At 69.3% G+C, this 15,393-nt stretch carries 11 protein-coding genes; 4 read left to right on the forward strand and 7 right to left on the reverse strand.

What is annotated here, in order from left to right; all coding sequences use genetic code 11:
- Nucleotides 1-94: 94 nt before the first annotated feature.
- Both argH and DM992_RS07980 read right to left on the reverse strand, forming a co-directional pair.
- Nucleotides 95-1,504: an argininosuccinate lyase gene (gene argH, locus DM992_RS07975; protein WP_096471510.1), complete on the reverse strand. Its 1,410-nt coding sequence runs from the start codon at nt 1,502-1,504 to the stop codon at nt 95-97.
- A gap of 128 nt (nt 1,505-1,632) precedes the next feature.
- Nucleotides 1,633-2,442, reverse strand: a complete 810-nt coding sequence (locus tag DM992_RS07980; protein WP_111016346.1) for a helix-turn-helix transcriptional regulator — start codon at nt 2,440-2,442, stop codon at nt 1,633-1,635.
- A gap of 260 nt (nt 2,443-2,702) precedes the next feature.
- Between DM992_RS07980 and DM992_RS07985 the strand changes: the two genes are divergently transcribed.
- Nucleotides 2,703-3,455 (forward strand): class I SAM-dependent methyltransferase, encoded by a 753-nt coding sequence (locus DM992_RS07985; protein WP_111016347.1) that lies wholly within the window; start codon nt 2,703-2,705, stop codon nt 3,453-3,455.
- A gap of 136 nt (nt 3,456-3,591) precedes the next feature.
- Here the strand turns inward: DM992_RS07985 and ppc are convergent, their stop codons facing one another.
- Complete coding sequence (gene ppc, locus DM992_RS07990) at nt 3,592-6,606, reverse strand: phosphoenolpyruvate carboxylase (RefSeq protein WP_111016348.1); 3,015 nt, start codon at nt 6,604-6,606, stop codon at nt 3,592-3,594.
- Between the two features lie 207 nt (nt 6,607-6,813).
- On the opposite strand from ppc, the gene hemC reads away from it, so the two are divergent.
- The 3 genes from hemC to DM992_RS08010 are packed head-to-tail and all read left to right on the forward strand — an operon-like array spanning nt 6,814 to nt 10,975.
- Nucleotides 6,814-7,815: a hydroxymethylbilane synthase gene (gene hemC, locus DM992_RS08000; protein ID WP_111016349.1), complete on the forward strand. Its 1,002-nt coding sequence runs from the start codon at nt 6,814-6,816 to the stop codon at nt 7,813-7,815.
- Complete coding sequence (gene hemDX, locus DM992_RS08005) at nt 7,815-9,785, forward strand: fused uroporphyrinogen-III synthase HemD/membrane protein HemX (RefSeq protein ID WP_111016350.1); 1,971 nt, start codon at nt 7,815-7,817, stop codon at nt 9,783-9,785. The genes hemC and hemDX overlap by 1 nt, the downstream gene beginning before the upstream one ends.
- Before the next feature lie 2 nt (nt 9,786-9,787).
- On the forward strand, nt 9,788-10,975 hold the full coding sequence (locus DM992_RS08010) for a heme biosynthesis protein HemY (RefSeq protein ID WP_111016351.1): 1,188 nt from the start codon (nt 9,788-9,790) through the stop codon (nt 10,973-10,975).
- A gap of 118 nt (nt 10,976-11,093) precedes the next feature.
- On the opposite strand, the gene DM992_RS08015 is transcribed toward DM992_RS08010, so the two are convergent.
- The 4 genes from DM992_RS08015 to DM992_RS08030 form a co-directional block, all read right to left on the reverse strand.
- Nucleotides 11,094-11,459: a DUF4180 domain-containing protein gene (locus DM992_RS08015; protein WP_111016352.1), complete on the reverse strand. Its 366-nt coding sequence runs from the start codon at nt 11,457-11,459 to the stop codon at nt 11,094-11,096.
- Between the two features lie 40 nt (nt 11,460-11,499).
- Nucleotides 11,500-12,804, reverse strand: a complete 1,305-nt coding sequence (locus DM992_RS08020) for an MFS transporter (protein ID WP_111016353.1) — start codon at nt 12,802-12,804, stop codon at nt 11,500-11,502.
- Between the two features lie 226 nt (nt 12,805-13,030).
- The gene (locus DM992_RS08025) at nt 13,031-13,789 is read right to left on the reverse strand and encodes an SDR family oxidoreductase (protein ID WP_111016354.1); all 759 of its coding nucleotides are present in this window, start codon (nt 13,787-13,789) and stop codon (nt 13,031-13,033) included.
- 85 nt (nt 13,790-13,874) lie between these two features.
- Entirely contained in the window at nt 13,875-15,314 is a 1,440-nt protein-coding gene (locus DM992_RS08030; RefSeq protein WP_111016355.1) for an aldehyde dehydrogenase family protein, read from the reverse strand.
- Nucleotides 15,315-15,393: the final 79 nt, after the last annotated feature.

The following is a 15,393-nucleotide window of genomic DNA, read 5'->3' on the forward strand; positions in this document are numbered from 1 at the left end:
CGGCGACATCCGGGAAGCGGGGCAGGCAACGGGCGGCGCGACGGCCGCCCGAATGAAAAACGGACGCCGAAGGCGTCCGTCCGGGACAACGGGCTTACTGGCCGAGCGCGGCGCGGGCAGCCTTGACCGCCGCGCGCACCTGATCGGGCGCGGTACCGCCCGGATGGTTGCGGCTGGCGACCGAACCTTCGAGCGTCAGGTATCCGAACACGTCGTCGCCGATCAGGTGCGCGACGTTCGGCAGTTCCTGCTTCATCTCGTCGAGCGTCAGGTCGGCGAGATCGATGCCGCGGTCGTCGCAGATTCGCACCGCGTGCGCGACGGCTTCGTGCGCATCGCGGAACGGCAGGCCGCGTTTCACGAGGTAGTCGGCGAGGTCGGTGGCGGTCGAGAAGCCCTGCAGCGCGGCCGCGCGCATCGCGTCGGGCTTCACGGTGATGCCGGCAACCATTTCGGCGAAGATCCGCAGCGTGTCGGCGACGGTGTCGACCGTATCGAACAGCGGTTCCTTGTCTTCCTGGTTGTCCTTGTTGTACGCGAGCGGCTGGCCCTTCATCAACGTCAGGAGCGCCATCAGGTGGCCGTTCACGCGGCCCGTCTTGCCGCGCGCGAGCTCGGGCACGTCCGGGTTCTTCTTTTGCGGCATGATCGAGCTGCCGGTGCAGAAGCGGTCGGCGATGTCGATGAAGCCGACGCGCGGGCTCATCCACAGCACGAGTTCTTCGGAGAAGCGCGACACGTGCGTCATCACGAGCGCGGAGGCGGCCGTGAATTCGATCGCGAAATCGCGATCCGACACGGCGTCGAGCGAGTTCGCGCAGATGCCGTCGAAGCCGAGCGTCTTCGCGACCGCGTGACGATCGATCGGGTAGCTCGTGCCCGCGAGGGCGGCCGCGCCGAGCGGCAGGCGGTTCACGCGCGTGCGGCAGTCGCGCATGCGCTCCGCGTCGCGCGAGAACATCTCGACGTACGCGAGCAGGTGGTGGCCGAACGTGACGGGCTGCGCGACCTGCAGGTGCGTGAAGCCCGGCATGATCGTGTCGGCGTTCTGTTCCGCGAGGTCGAGCAGCGCGCCGCGCAGGTCGTTCAGCAGGCCGCCGATGCGGTCGATCTCGCCGCGCAGCCACAGGCGAATGTCGGTCGCGACCTGGTCGTTGCGCGAGCGGCCCGTGTGCAGGCGCTTGCCGGCATCGCCGATCAGCGCGGTCAGGCGCGCCTCGATGTTCAGGTGGACGTCCTCGAGGTCGAGCTGCCATTCGAATTCGCCGCGCTCGATCTCGCCCTTGATCTGCGCCATCCCGCGTTCGATCGCGGCCAGGTCGTCAGCGCTGATGATCTTCTGCGCGGCGAGCATGTTCGCGTGCGCGAGCGAGCCGGCGATGTCGACGAGCGCGAGGCGCTTGTCGAAAAACACCGACGACGTGTAGCGCTTGACCAGCTCCGACATCGGTTCCGAGAAGCGGGCCGACCAGGCCTCGCCCTTTTTGTGCAGTTGGGACGTCATGGCGATTCTTCGAAGGGGAGTTGGGCGGCGTGCGCCGCCGAGGGAATCCCGCAATTCTAACATTCGCGGGCCTGGCGGCCGAGGCGCGCAGCCGTTCGCGGTGGCCTGCCGGCCATCGCAGGCGAGGTTCAGTCGCGCACCAGCACGACCAGCTTCAGGTCCTCGCGGTGGGCGGGCTTCAGCGTGATCTGCTGGTACACGAGGCGGCCGTCGGCCGGATGGTCGAATTCGCGCAGGCCGCCTTCGCGCTCGAAAACGTCCTGCGACGCCCAGTACTGCGCGAACGCATCGCTGCCGGCGGTCAGCGCGTCGATCAGCGCGCGGGTCGGCGCGTCGGCCAGGTGGCGGATCGAATCGGCGCGGAATTCGGCCGCAAGCCGCCGCGCGCGGGTTTCCCAGTCGACGATCAGCGTGCGCGCGGCCGGCGACATGAACGTGAAGCGCAGCAGGTTGCGGTCGTGCTCGCCGTCGAGCCAGCCGGAAAACAGTGCGGCGGCCGGCGCGTTCCACGCGAGTGCGTTCCACTGACGGTCGAGCACGTACGCGGGTGTCGCGATCGCCGCGACGGTCGCGGCGAGCGTCGGCGGCAGGTCGCCGCCCGTGACGTCGGGCTCGGCCGGGTCGCGCTGCGCGGCCAGTTCGAACAGGTACGCGCGCTCGGCCCTCGACAACTGCAGCGCGACGGCGATCCGCGCGAGCGCATCGGCCGACGCCGACACCGGGCGGCCCTGTTCGATCCACGTGTACCAGGTCGGGCTGACGCCGCACAGTTGCGCGACTTCCTCGCGCCGCAGCCCCGGCGTGCGGCGGCGCGGGCCGGGCGGCAGGCCGACGGCCTGCGGCGACAGCCGCTCGCGGTGGGCGCGGATGAATTCGCCGAGCGCGCGGGCGGGCGTGGCGTCGAGCGGCGGGACGGGGGCGGAGGACGGCTGGTTCATGCGGAAACGGCGAAATGGAAGCGAGGACGCGGCAACGATCAGACAGGTGTATCGAATACCAGAATAACTGCTTGACTTGTACTGGTACAAACGCAGGCCTATTGTAGCGGCTCGCGCGCTGGCAGGCAGCGGGCGTCCCACAAAACGCGTTGCAGGGGCCGGATGCGAAGCATGGGGCTGGAGTAAGTGGTGAAGCACTAACTCCAGCCGACACAAGCGCTGAAGCGCCCACCCCGGTCGACCGCACAAAGGAGCGAACGATGAAACACCATGAGCAGGTCGCCGACGCATTCGGCACGACGGCCGCCGCCTATCTGACGAGCACGGTCCACGCGACGGGCACCGATCTGCAGACGCTCGCCGACGCGGTGCGCGCGACGCCCGATGCCGCCGTGCTCGATCTCGGCTGCGGTGCCGGCCACGCGAGCTTCGCGGTCGCGCCGCACGTGCGCGACGTGATCGCATACGATCTCGCCGCGCCGATGCTCGCGACCGTCGACGTGGCCGCGCGCGAGCGCGGGCTCGCGAACATCCGCACGCAGCAGGGCCCGGCGGAACGGCTGCCGTTCGACACGGCGACGTTCGACTGGGTCGTGAGCCGGATGAGCGCGCACCACTGGCACGACATGCGCGCGGCGCTCGCCGAGGTGCGCCGCGTGCTGAAACCGGGCGGCCGCGTGCTGATGATCGACATTGCGGGCAACGACCATCCGCTGCTCGACACGTACCTGCAGGCGGCCGAAGTGCTGCGCGACGCGTCGCATGTGCGCGATTACCGCGCGGACGAATGGCTCGCGATGTTCCGCGATGCGGGTTTCGACGCGCACGTGCACAGCCGCTGGCGGCTGCCGATCGATTTCGACACGTGGGTCGCGCGCATCCGCACGCCGGCCGACAGCGTCGCCGGGATCCGCGCGCTGTGGGCGCACGCGCCCGACGAGGTGCGCGGCTATTACGCGGTGCGGCCCGACGGTTCGTTCGAACACGACGCGCTGCTGATCGACGCGCATTGATCGGCCAGCCGGCACGGCACGCCGGTGCCGTGCGGCCTCCCGATGAAAAAAGCCGCGCTACGCACCGTGGGAACGGTGGCGTAGCGCGGCTTCTGCGATGCCGGCTGGCGCGGAACGGGCCCGCGCCGCATGCGGATCAGCCCGTGTTGCGCAGGCCGGCAGCGATCCCGTTGATCGTCAGGTGAATCCCGCGGCGCAGCCGCGCGTTCGTGTCGCCCGCGCGGTGGCGCTTGATCAGCTCGACCTGCAGGTGATTCAGCGGATCGAGGTACGGGAAGCGGTTCTTGATCGAGCGCGCGAGCAGCGGGTTGGTTGCGAGGCGGCCTTCGTGCCCGGTGATTTCCGCCAGCGCCTGCGACGTGCGTTCCCATTCCGCGACGATCCGCTCGAACACGTGCTTGCGCAGCTTGCGGTCGGAGACGAGCTGCGCATAACGCGACGCGACCGCGAGGTCGGTCTTCGCCAGCACCATGTCCATGTTCGACATCAGGTTCGAGAAGAACGGCCAGGTCTTGTTCATCTTCTTCAGCAGCGCGACGCGCTTCGTGCGTTCGGCGTCGTCCCGCGCGCCGTCGAGATACGCGCTCACCGCGCTGCCGAAACCGTACCAGCCCGTCAGCAGCAGCCGGCACTGACCCCACGAGAAGCCCCACGGAATCGCGCGCAGATCCTCGATCTTGCGCTGCTTCGGATCCTGCAGCTTGCGCGAAGCCGGGCGGCTGCCGATGTTCAGCTCGGCGATCTCGGTGATCGGCGTCGACGAGAAGAAGTAGTCGGTGAAGCCCGGCGTTTCATAGACGAGCGCGCGGTACGCGGCCATCGCCGAGTCGGACAGCGTCTGCATCGCACCCTCGAACGCGGGCAGTTGTGCGGGCGCGTTCGACTGCGGCAGCAGCGATGCCTCGAGCGTCGCGGCGACGACCGTCTCGAGGTTGCGCCGGCCGATCTCGGGGTTCGCGAACTTGCTCGCGATCACCTCGCCCTGTTCGGTCAGGCGGATCTGGCCGTTCACGGTGCCCGGCGGCTGCGACAGGATCGCCTGGTAGGTCGGGCCGCCGCCGCGGCCGACCGTGCCTCCGCGGCCGTGGAACAGCCGCAGCGTGATCTTGCGGTCGCGGAACAGGTCGACGAGCGCGAGTTCCGCGCGATACAGTTCCCAGTTCGACGTGAGGAAGCCGCCGTCCTTGTTGCTGTCCGAGTAGCCGAGCATCACTTCCTGCTCGGCACCCTGGTGCGCGATCAGCGCATCGACGCCCGGCAGCGCGAAGTATTCGCGCATGATGCGCGACGCGTCGCGCAGGTCGGGGATCGTCTCGAACAGCGGAATCACCATCAGGCTGTTCCTCGCATGGCCGCCAGGCACGCCGAGCGAGCCTTCGAGCAGCCCCGTCTCCTTCTGCAGCAGCAGCACCTCGACGAGGTCGCTGACGGTTTCCGTATGCGAAATGATGTAGTTGCGCACCGCGCGCGCGCCGAATTGCGCGCGCACCTCGCGCGCCTTTTCGAACACGCCGAGCTCGCTCTGCGCGAGCGCCGAGTATTCGAAGTACGGCGAGCGCAGCGGGCGCGGATCGGCGAGCGCGGCGAGCAGCACGCGGAGCTTGTCTTCCTCGGCAAGTGCCGCGTAGTCGGCCTCGACGCCTGCGCGCGCGAACAGTTCGGCGACCACCGCTTCATGGATGTCGGAGCTCTGGCGCAGGTCGATGCTCGCGAGATGGAAGCCGAACACTTCGGCCGCGCGCACGAGCGGCGCGAGGCGCGGCGCGGCGAGCGACGTGCCGTGGTGTTCGTCGAGCGACGCGGTCAGCACCTTCAGGTCGGCGACGAACGCTTCGGAATCCTCATACGGGATCGCGCGCACGGGCGGCGCGCCGCGGCCCGCGCTGCGCACGGGCACCGTGCCTTCGCCCAGGCGCACGCGTGCGCTCGCGGCAAGCCGCGTATAGATGCCGATCAGCGCGCGGCGATACGGTTCGTCGACGCGGTGCGGCGACTGGTCGGGCGAGGCGGCCGCGAGCGCCTTCACGCCATCGCTCGCGCCGACCAGCAGGTTCGACACCGACAGCTCGGCGCCGAGCTTGTGCACCTGTTCCAGATAGTGCTCGAGGATCACCGCGGCCTGGCGGTTGATCGCCTCCTCGAGCGTCGGCGCCGTCACGTTCGGGTTGCCGTCGCGATCGCCGCCGATCCAGCTGCCCATCTGGAAGAACGCGGGCACGCGCGCGGACAGGCCGTGCTCGGCAAGCGCGGCCTCGATGTCGCCGTACAGCGCGGGCAGCTCGTCGAGGAAGGTCGCGCGGTAGTACGACAGCGCGTTCTCGATCTCGTCGCCGACCGTCAGGCGCGCGTCGCGCAGCATGCGCGTCTGCCACAGCGCGGTCACGCGCGCGCGCAGCATCGATTCGTTGTGCTGGCGCTCGCGCGCGGTCAGTTCCTGGTCGCGTTCGGCGAGCAGGCGCGCGATGTCGTGCTGCGCGTCGAGGATGCTCTTGCGCTGCACTTCGGTCGGGTGCGCGGTCAGCACCGGCACGATCAGCGCATCGTCGAAGAAGCGCTGCAGCAGGCGCTTCGACGCGTTGCCGGTCGTTTTCAGCTGATCGAGCGCGTACGCGACCGTGCCGGGCTGCGGCGCGGAGCCGGCCAGCGCGTGGATGCGGCGGCGGCGGTTGTGGTGGCGGTCCTCCGCGATGTTCGCGAGATGCGAGAAATAGCTGAACGCGCGCACGACGCTCATCGTCTGCTCCGGCGTCAGCTTGCGCAGCTTCTTCTCGAGCGTCTGCGCGGCTTCGCTGTCGTCCTCGCGGCGGAACTTGACCGCGATCTGGCGGATCGTCTCGACGACGTCGAACACGGTGTCGCCTTCCTGCTCGCGCACGACGTCGCCGAGCAGGCGGCCGAGGAAGCGGATGTCCTCGAACAGCGGGCCGTCCTTGTCCTCGCGCGTGCGCGTGCCGGACTTCGGCGCGCCGGCCTTGCGGGCAGCGGGGCCGGCGGCTTTCGTCGTGCGTTTTGTCTGACGTATCGGGTCTTTCGGTTTCGTTGCCGTTTTCGCACGGCCGTTCGCGGTGGTGGCGACGGTGTCCGTCGGGGCGTCGGAGGAGGACAGGGCAGCATTGCGGCGCGCCGTACGCGCCGATCCGGAAGACTTCACGATGGGTTTCCTTGGGAAAGCTCGAGTCAAAAGGAACTGCGAAACTGCGGGAACTGCGGTCAAGCAACCAGCTATGTGCGGCACATCCGCGCATCGGCGCCGCGACCCGCTCGGCGGCCGGCCGGGCGCAGGCTCCGGGCCCGGGCGGGCCGGGGCGTGCGTGCTACCATTGTTCGGTCTTCAATCCCGTCCTTCGATGTTCCAGCAATGAATTCCGAGACCCTTGCGGCCGGGCCGCAACAGGCACAGCCGCCCGCGACGTTGACGATTGCTTCGCGCGAGAGCCGCCTGGCGATGTGGCAAGCCGAACATGTGCGTGATGCGCTGCGCAAATTATATCCAGCTTGTGACGTGAAAATCCTCGGGATGACGACCCGCGGCGACCAGATTCTCGATCGCACGCTGTCGAAGGTCGGCGGCAAGGGCCTGTTCGTGAAGGAACTGGAGAGTGCGCTGGCCGACGGCCGCGCCGATCTCGCCGTGCATTCGCTGAAGGACGTGCCGATGGCGCTGCCCGACGGCTTCTCGCTCGCCGCGATCATGGAGCGCGAGGACCCGCGCGATGCGTTCGTGTCGAACGACTACGCGTCGCTCGACGCGCTGCCGGCCGGCGCGGTCGTCGGCACGTCGAGCCTGCGCCGCGAAGCGATGCTGCGCGCGCGCTATCCGCACCTCGACGTGCTGCCGCTGCGCGGCAATCTCGATACGCGCCTCGCGAAGCTCGACCGCGGCGACTACGCGGCGATCATTCTCGCCGCCGCCGGCCTGAAGCGCCTCGGCCTCGAAGCGAGGATCCGCACACTGCTCGACGTCGAGACCAGCCCGCCCGCGGCCGGCCAGGGTGCGCTCGGCATCGAGATCGCCGCGCATCGCACCGACGTCGCGGCATGGCTCGCGCCGCTGCACGACCCGCGGACCGCGCTCGCGGTCGAGGCCGAGCGGATGGTATCGCGCGCGCTCGGCGGCAGCTGCGAGGTGCCGCTTGCCGCGCACGCGGTGTGGCGCGCGGGCGAACTGTACCTGACGGGCCGCGTGTCGACGACCGACGGCAAGCGTGTGCTGACGGCCGAGGAGTGCGGAGCCGTCGTGACCGTCGCCGATGCGCTGGCGCTCGGCCGCGCGGTGTCCGACGAGCTCGAGGCGCAAGGCGCGCTCGACATCGTCAAGGCGCTGCTCGCCGGCTCGCAGGCCGGCAAGGGCGACGCCTGATGGCGGGCGGCGCGCGCGCGTTCACCGCTGTCCTGACGCGCCCGGACGGCCAGTCGGACGCGCTTGCGTCGCAACTGGCCGATGTCGGCTGCGACGTGCTCGAATTCCCGCTGATCGACATCGCGCCGGTCGACGATCCGGCGCCGCTCGACGCCGCGTTCGCGGCGCTTGCCGACTACGCGCTCGTGATTTTCGTGTCGCCGAACGCAATCGACCGCGCGCTCGCGCAGTACGGCGCGATCTGGCCGAACGCGCTGCCGGTCGGCGTGGTCGGGCCCGGCAGCGTCGCGGCGCTCGAACGGCATGGCATCGCGGCGCCCGCGCATCGCGTGATCGCGCCGCAGGCGCCGGCCGACGGCGGCGTGCCCCGTTACGATTCGGAAAGCTTGTTCGCGTGCATCGAGGCCGCGTTCGGCGGCGCGCAGGCGCTGGCGGGCAAGCGCGTGCTGATCGTGCGCGGCGACGGCGGGCGCGAATGGCTTGCCGACCGGCTGCGCGAAGCCGGCGCGGACGTCACGCTCGTCGCCGCGTACCGGCGCGTCGTGCCCGAGCCGCGCGTCGGCGCATGGGAGCGCGTGCATGCGCTGCTCGACGGCGCACCGCATGCGTGGCTCCTCACGAGTTCGGAAGGCGTGCGCAACCTGCACGAACTCGCGCGGGCGCACCTGAACGATGCCGAAATCGACGCGCTGAAGCATGCGCCGCTCGTGACGCCGCACCCGCGGATCGAGCAGACCGCGCGCGCATTGGGTTTTGATAGGATTACGCTGACCGGCGCGGGCGATGAGCGCATCGTCCGCGCGTTTCGAACGATGGCCGACGAGGCCGTCCAACCGGCGACAGCCGCACCGGTGACTAAACGCATGACAGATACCAACGATTCCAAAAGCGTCGCTTCCCAGCCGGCCGCTGCATCCGCACCGCCGTCCAGTCCTCCTTATCTCGCGCCCGAGCCGCGCGCGCGCCGCGGCGGCAGCGCGCTGCTGTGGTTCGTCGTCGCCGTGCTCGGCTGCGCGGCGGGCGCGGGCGGCTATGCACTGAACCGCAAGATCGACCGGCTCGACGGCACGTTCGTCGCGCGCCAGAAGGCGCTCGACGCCCAGACGGCCGAGACGCGCATGAAGACCGAGCAGGCGCTCGCGAGCACGCACCAGGTCGACACGCAGCTCGCGCAGCTCGACGGCAAGCTCGCCGACGCGCAGAGCGCGCAGCAGGCGCTGCAGCAGCAATACCAGGACCTGTCGCGCAATCGCGATGCGTGGATGCTCGAGGAAGTCGACCAGATGCTGTCGAGCGCGAGCCAGCAACTTCAGCTGACGGGCAACACGCAGCTTGCGCTGATCGCGCTGCAGAACGCCGACGCGCGTCTCGCGGCATCGCAGAGCGCGCAGGCCGTCACGGTGCGCAAGGCGCTCGCGCTGGACATCGAGAAGTTGAAGGCCGCGCCGGCGGCCGATCTCACGGGCCTCGCGATCAAGCTCGACGACGCGATCGCCAAGATCGACGCGCTGCCGCTGTCCGGCGAGGCGATCGTGCCGCATGCGGCGCCGAAGGCCGCGCCGGCCGACACCGCATCGACGGCCGTGGCCGGCGAGCCGCGCTGGAAGGTCTGGTGGCATGACTTCTCGGCCGGCCTCGGCCAGCAGTTGAAGGGCCTCGTGCAGGTGCGCCGGATCGACAACGCTGACGCGATGCTCGCGTCGCCCGACCAGGGCTACTTCGTGCGCGAGAACGTGAAGCTGCGCCTGCTCACCGCGCGGCTGTCGCTGCTCGCGCGCAACGACAGCGCGATGAAGGCCGACCTGCACGCGGCACAGGCGTCGCTCGGGAAGTATTTCGATCAGGCGTCGAAGGACACGCAGACCGTCGAGGATCTGCTCAGGCAGGTTGACGGCGCATCGCTGACGGTCGCGGTGCCGAACCTGAACACGAGCCTGAACGCCGTTCAGCAGTTCAAGAGCCGGGGGTAACGATGACGCTTCGAGGAATCGTCTGGCTCGCGATCCTGTTCGCGATCGCCGCGGCACTCGCCACCGTCGGCCGTTTCGACGCGGGGCAGGTGCTGCTCGTCTATCCGCCGTACCGGATCGACGTGTCGTTGAACCTGTTCGTGATCGCCATCGTCGTGTTGTTCATCGTCGTGTATGCGCTGCTGCGCATCGTGCGCAACATCTGGCGCATGCCGAAGCGGGTCGCCGCGTATCGTGCGCGTTCGCGCAACGAGAAGGCGCAGGCGTCGTTGCGCGATGCAATCTCGAACCTGTACGCGGGCCGCTTCTCGCGCGCGGAGAAGGCCGCGCGTGACGCGCTGTCGGTCGACGCGAACCTGGGTGCCGCGAGTCTCGTCGCGGCCACAGCCGCGCACCGGATGCACGAGTACACGCGCCGCGACGACTGGCTGTCGAAGGTCGATGCACCCGAATGGCAGGACGCACGGTTGCTTGCCGCTGCCGACATGCGCGCGGATGCGCGCGATGCCGACGGCGCGCTTGCCGCGCTGGCCGACATGCAGGCGGGCGGCAAGCGCATCCATGCGCAGCAGGTTGCGCTGCGCGCGCAGCAGCAGTTGAAGAACTGGGCCGAGGTGCTGAAGCTCGCGAAGGCGCTCGAGAAGCGCGAGGCGCTGCATCCGGCCGCGGCCGTGCGGCTGCGCCAGCAGGCCGCGGAAAACCTGCTGCGCGAACGCCGGCACGACCCGGACGCGCTGCTCGAGGTGTGGCAGTCGCTGTCGCCGGTCGAGCGCCAGTCGCCGCGTCTTGCCGATCTCGCCGCCGATCTGCTCGTGTCGCTCGAACGTCGCAACGAAGCGCGCCGCATCGTCGAGGAAGCGCTCGCGCACAACTGGGATGCGCGCCTGCTGCGCCGTTACCCGGACACGGCCGGCGCCGACGCGCTGCCGCTGATCCAGAAGGCGGAAGGGTGGAAGAAGGACCACCCGGAAGATGCCGACCTGCTGTTCGCGCTCGGCCGTCTCTGCCAGCAGCAGCAACTGTGGGGCAAGGCGCAGTCGTTCCTCGAGGCGGCGCTCAAGCTGGCCGACAACGAGGCGCTGAAGGTGCGTGCGCATCGCGCGCTCGCGCGTCTGTTCGAGCAACTCGGCGAAACCGACAAGGCCGCGAAGCACTACCGCGAAAGCGCGCTCGCGATTACCGTGGTCTGACGCAAGCCGCGGCCGCCTGCTGCCGGCGGCCCGCTGCGCCGCGCAAAATGCCCCGAACGCCGGATGGCCTTCGGGGCATTTTCTTGTCCGCTGCGAGCCGGCCCGGACGCGCTGCGCGCTACGCGCCGAGCCTGCGCAGCAGGTCGCCCTCGTTCGCGACGAACCACACCGATTTCCCGCGATTGGACTCGCGAACGAGCGCGCGTAGCGCTTCGCTGCGCGCGAGCCAGCGGTCGATGTCGCCGACCACGCCGAGCCGCACGCCGTAGTTGACGAGTTTCTGCAGCACCGCGCCGGCCAGGCCGCTGTCGAGCCGGTAGAAGTCGTCGTGCAGTGCGTCGGCGGGGACCGCGACCCAGTCGGCTTCATGCTCGTGTGCGAGCGCGACGAGGTCGAGCGCATCGTTTTCCCGCTGCACGAGGCCGGCGGAAGGATCGAGGACCAGTACGCGGCTGTCGGCCGCCTGAACGATTCGGTGGGGCATGCGGGTTGGCTCCGTCGACATGATCGTTACGCGCTGCGCATCACTTGTCGACCAGCCGCTTCGGCACCGACAGCGCGAGCAGCCCGCCGAGCACGAGGAACGCGGCAAGCATGTACATGCCCGCGTCGTTGGCGCCCGTGGCCTGCTTGAGCCAGCCCATCAGGTAGGGGCTCAGGAAACCTGCGAGGTTGCCGATCGAGTTGATCATCGCGATGCCGGCCGCTGCGGCGGCGCCACCGAGGAACGCGGTCGGCAGGCTCCAGAACAGCGGCAGCGTCGTCAGGATGCCGATCGTCGCGAGCGTGAGGCCGAGCATCGCGAGCGCGGTCTGGTGCGCCCAGATCACCGACAGCACGAGCCCCAGCGCGCCGATCGCGGCCGGAATCGCGAGGTGCCAGCGGCGTTCGCGGCGCTTGTCCGCGCTGCGCGCGATCAGGATCATCGCGACCACCGCAGCCGCATACGGAATCGCCGACAGCAGGCCGATCGCGAACGTGTCGGTGACGCCCGTCGCCTTGATGATCGTCGGCAGCCAGAAGCCGACGCCGTAGAGCCCCATCACGAACGAGAAGTAGATGAGCGCCATCAGCAACACGCGCGGGCTTGCCAGCACGGCGCCGAGCGGTGGATCTTCCTTGGTCGCTTCCTCCGCGTCGACGTTGCGCGTGAGCAGCGCCTTTTCGTCGTCGGTCAGCCAGTTCGCCTTCGCGATCCGGTCGTCGAGCTTGAAGAACACGAGCACCCCGACCAGCACCGACGGGATGCCTTCGAGCAGGAACAGCCATTGCCAGCCGTGCCACCCGCTGACACCGTCGAACGCCTTCAGGATGAAGCCCGAGAGCGGCCCGCCGATCACGCCGGACAAGGCGACTGCCGTCATGAAGAAGGTCGTCATCCGGCCGCGCCGGTGCGCGGGATACCAGTAGGTGAGGTAGAGGATCACGCCGGGGAAGAAGCCCGCTTCGGCGACGCCGAGCAGGAAGCGCATCACGTAGAACATCGCGGGCGTCGTGACGAACATCGTCAGGATCGAGATCACGCCCCAGGTCGCCATGATGCGTGCGATCCACACGCGCGCGCCGACCTTGTGCAGGATGATGTTGCTCGGCACCTCGAACAGGAAATAGCCGAAGAAGAAGATCCCGGCGCCGAGCCCGTAGACGGTATCGCTCAGGTTCAGGTCGCTCGCCATCTGCAGCTTCGCGAACCCGACGTTCACGCGGTCGAGATACGCGACCACGTAGCACAGCAGCAGGAGCGGCGTGAGCCGCCACGACACCTTGCGGTAGGTTGCTTCCTCGAATGCGCCGGACGAACCCGGCAGCGACTGCGTCGATGTTGCCATATTGTCTCCTGTCGACCCAAGTTGGCGCTTTAGCGCTTACTTGGGTCCCATGCTATGCGGTCGACCCAAGTTGGCGCTTTAGCGCTTACTTGGGTCCCATGCTTTGCGGTTTTTATGGTTGACCGGAGCCGATACATCGGCACCCGATCCGGTTTCGTGCGAAGCAATACATGAATGCCGTGCCGGCCGGTGAATCCCGACGCGGCACGCGAACAGCCAGGTGCGGCTAGATGCAGCGTCCGCCGTCGACTTCGAGGCAGACGCCCGTGATGAATTCGGCCTCGTCGGACGCGAGGTAAAGCGCCGCGTTCGCGATGTCCTGCGGTGTCGAGAAGCGGCCGAGCGGGATCGTCGCGAGGAAGCGGCTGCGGTTGTCGGGCGTATCCTCGCAGCCCATGAATTCGGTCATCAGGGCCGTCTCGCCGAGCACGGGGTTGATGCAGTTCACGCGGATGCGGTCGGCGCCGAGCTCGGCCGCGAGCGATTTGCTCGCGGTGATCATCGCGCCCTTCGTGCTGTTGTACCAGACGAGGCCCGGGCGCGGCCGCACGCCGGCCGTCGACGCGACGTTCACGAACACGCCGCCGCCCTGTTCGCGGAAGTACGGAACGAAGGTCTGCACGCACCAGAACAGGCTCTTCATGTTGACCGCGTACACGCGGTCGAACTCGGCTTCCGTCACGTCGAGCACCGGCTTGTTGCGGTGCGTGGTGCCCGCGTTGTTCACGACGATCTGCACCGCATGGAAATCGTCGAGCCCGGCCTGCAGCAGCGTGTGCCAGTCGTCCTGCTTCGACACGTCGCCCGCCACCGCGATCGCCTTGCCGCCCGCGAGCGCGATCTCGCTCGCGACGCGCTCGGCCGCCGCGCCGTTCAGGTCGTTGACGACGACGTTCGCGCCTTCGCGCGCATACGTCTTCGCGATGCCTTCGCCGAAACCCGAGCCGCCGCCCGTGACGATTGCCGTCTTGCCGCTCAACCGCATGGTGTGTCTCCTGTGCTGGTTATGAGAGTCGTCGTGTTGCGCGACGCGGCCGGCCGCGGCCGGCCGCGTTTCGCGGGCCGCGCGTTCAGCCGTGCCGGATCGCGATCGTCTTCAGCGCGGTAAAGCCGTACAGCGCCTCGAAGCCTTTTTCGCGGCCGTGACCCGAGTGGCCGACGCCGCCGAACGGCAGTTCGACGCCGCCGCCCGCGCCATAGTTGTTGATGAACACCTGGCCCGCGCGCAGGCGCCGCGCGACGCGCATCTGGCGCGCGCCGTCGCGCGTCCAGATACCCGCGACGAGGCCGTACGGCGTGCCGTTCGCGAGCGCGACGGCTTCGTCTTCGTCGACGAAACGCATCGCGGCGAGCACGGGGCCGAACACTTCTTCCTGCGCGAGCCGGTGCGACGGCGGCACGTCGCGCAACAGCGCGGGCGCCTGGTAGAAGCCGCTTTCTGGCGCGTCGGCGACGACCTGCCCGTGCGCGGCCATCGGAATGCCGTCGTGCTGCGCGTCGGACAGGAAATCCCACACGCGCTGCTGCTGCTTCGCGTTGATCAGCGGGCCGCAGTCGAGGTCGGCGCGGCTCGGGCCGACGCGCAGCCCGTTGAACGCGGTGGCGAGGCGCTCGAGGAGCGGCTCGTAGACCGCGCGCTCGATCAGCACGCGGCTGCCGGCCGAGCAGGTCTGGCCGCCGTTCTGCACGATCGCCGACACGAGCACGGGCAGCGCCGCTTCGAGATCGGCATCGGCGAACACGATCTGCGGCGACTTGCCGCCGAGTTCGAGCGTGACCGGCACGTGGTTCTCGGCGGCCATCTGCGTGACCAGCTTGCCGGTGGCCGGCGAACCCGTAAACGAGATGTGGTCGATGCCCGGATGGCGCGCGAGCGCGGCGCCGGCTTCATGGCCGTAGCCGGTGACGATGTTGAGCGCACCGGCCGGCAGCCCGGCCTCGGCGGCCAGCTCGGCGACGCGCAGCACCGACAGGCACGCATCCTCGGCCGGCTTGACGACGCATGCATTGCCGGCCGCGAGCGCCGCGCCGACGCTGCGCCCGAAGATCTGCATCGGGTAGTTCCACGGCACGATGTGGCCGGTGACGCCGTGCGGCTCGCGCACCGTCAGCACCGTATAGCCGGCCTGATAGGGGAGGGTTTCGCCGTGCAGCTTGTCGGCGGCGCCCGCGTAGAACTCGAAGTAGCGCACGAGCGCGGCCGCGTCGGCGCGCGCCTGCTTCAGCGGCTTGCCGGTGTCGCGCGCCTCGATCGCCGCGAGTTCCTCGATGGAATCGGCCACGCGCGCCGACAGCCGCATCAGCACGCGGCCGCGCTCGGCGGCGCTCGCGGCGCCCCATGCGCCCGCGAATGCATCGCGGGCCGCGGCGACCGCGCGCTCGATGTCGGGCGCGGTGCCGCGTGCGATCGTCGCGAACGGCTGGCCGTCGGACGGATCGACGACCGCGATCGTTTCCAGTTGCGCGGGCAACGTCCATTCGCCCGCGATGAAGTGCTTCGCCTCTTCCATGCCTGCTCCTGTCGACCCGAGTTAGCGCTTACTCGGGTCCCATGCTTCGCGGTCCCATGCTGCGCGGTGGACCGGCGCC

The sequence above is a fragment of the Burkholderia sp. JP2-270 genome, from assembly GCF_003233675.1.
Classification (GTDB): Bacteria; Pseudomonadota; Gammaproteobacteria; order Burkholderiales; family Burkholderiaceae; genus Burkholderia; species Burkholderia pyrrocinia_C.

Bases quoted from the DNA above. Each gene is read 5' to 3' on its own strand.
- argH (WP_096471510.1), bottom strand. From the start codon at position 1,504: ATGACGTCCCAACTGCACAAAAAGGGCGAGGCCTGGTCGGCCCGCTTC.
- DM992_RS07980 (WP_111016346.1), bottom strand. From the start codon at position 2,442: ATGAACCAGCCGTCCTCCGCCCCCGTCCCGCCGCTCGACGCCACGCCC.
- DM992_RS07985 (WP_111016347.1), top strand. From the start codon at position 2,703: ATGAAACACCATGAGCAGGTCGCCGACGCATTCGGCACGACGGCCGCC.
- hemC (WP_111016349.1), top strand. From the start codon at position 6,814: ATGAATTCCGAGACCCTTGCGGCCGGGCCGCAACAGGCACAGCCGCCC.
- hemDX (WP_111016350.1), top strand. From the start codon at position 7,815: ATGGCGGGCGGCGCGCGCGCGTTCACCGCTGTCCTGACGCGCCCGGAC.
- DM992_RS08010 (WP_111016351.1), top strand. From the start codon at position 9,788: ATGACGCTTCGAGGAATCGTCTGGCTCGCGATCCTGTTCGCGATCGCC.
- DM992_RS08015 (WP_111016352.1), bottom strand. From the start codon at position 11,459: ATGCCCCACCGAATCGTTCAGGCGGCCGACAGCCGCGTACTGGTCCTC.
- DM992_RS08020 (WP_111016353.1), bottom strand. From the start codon at position 12,804: ATGGCAACATCGACGCAGTCGCTGCCGGGTTCGTCCGGCGCATTCGAG.
- DM992_RS08025 (WP_111016354.1), bottom strand. From the start codon at position 13,789: ATGCGGTTGAGCGGCAAGACGGCAATCGTCACGGGCGGCGGCTCGGGT.
- DM992_RS08030 (WP_111016355.1), bottom strand. From the start codon at position 15,314: ATGGAAGAGGCGAAGCACTTCATCGCGGGCGAATGGACGTTGCCCGCG.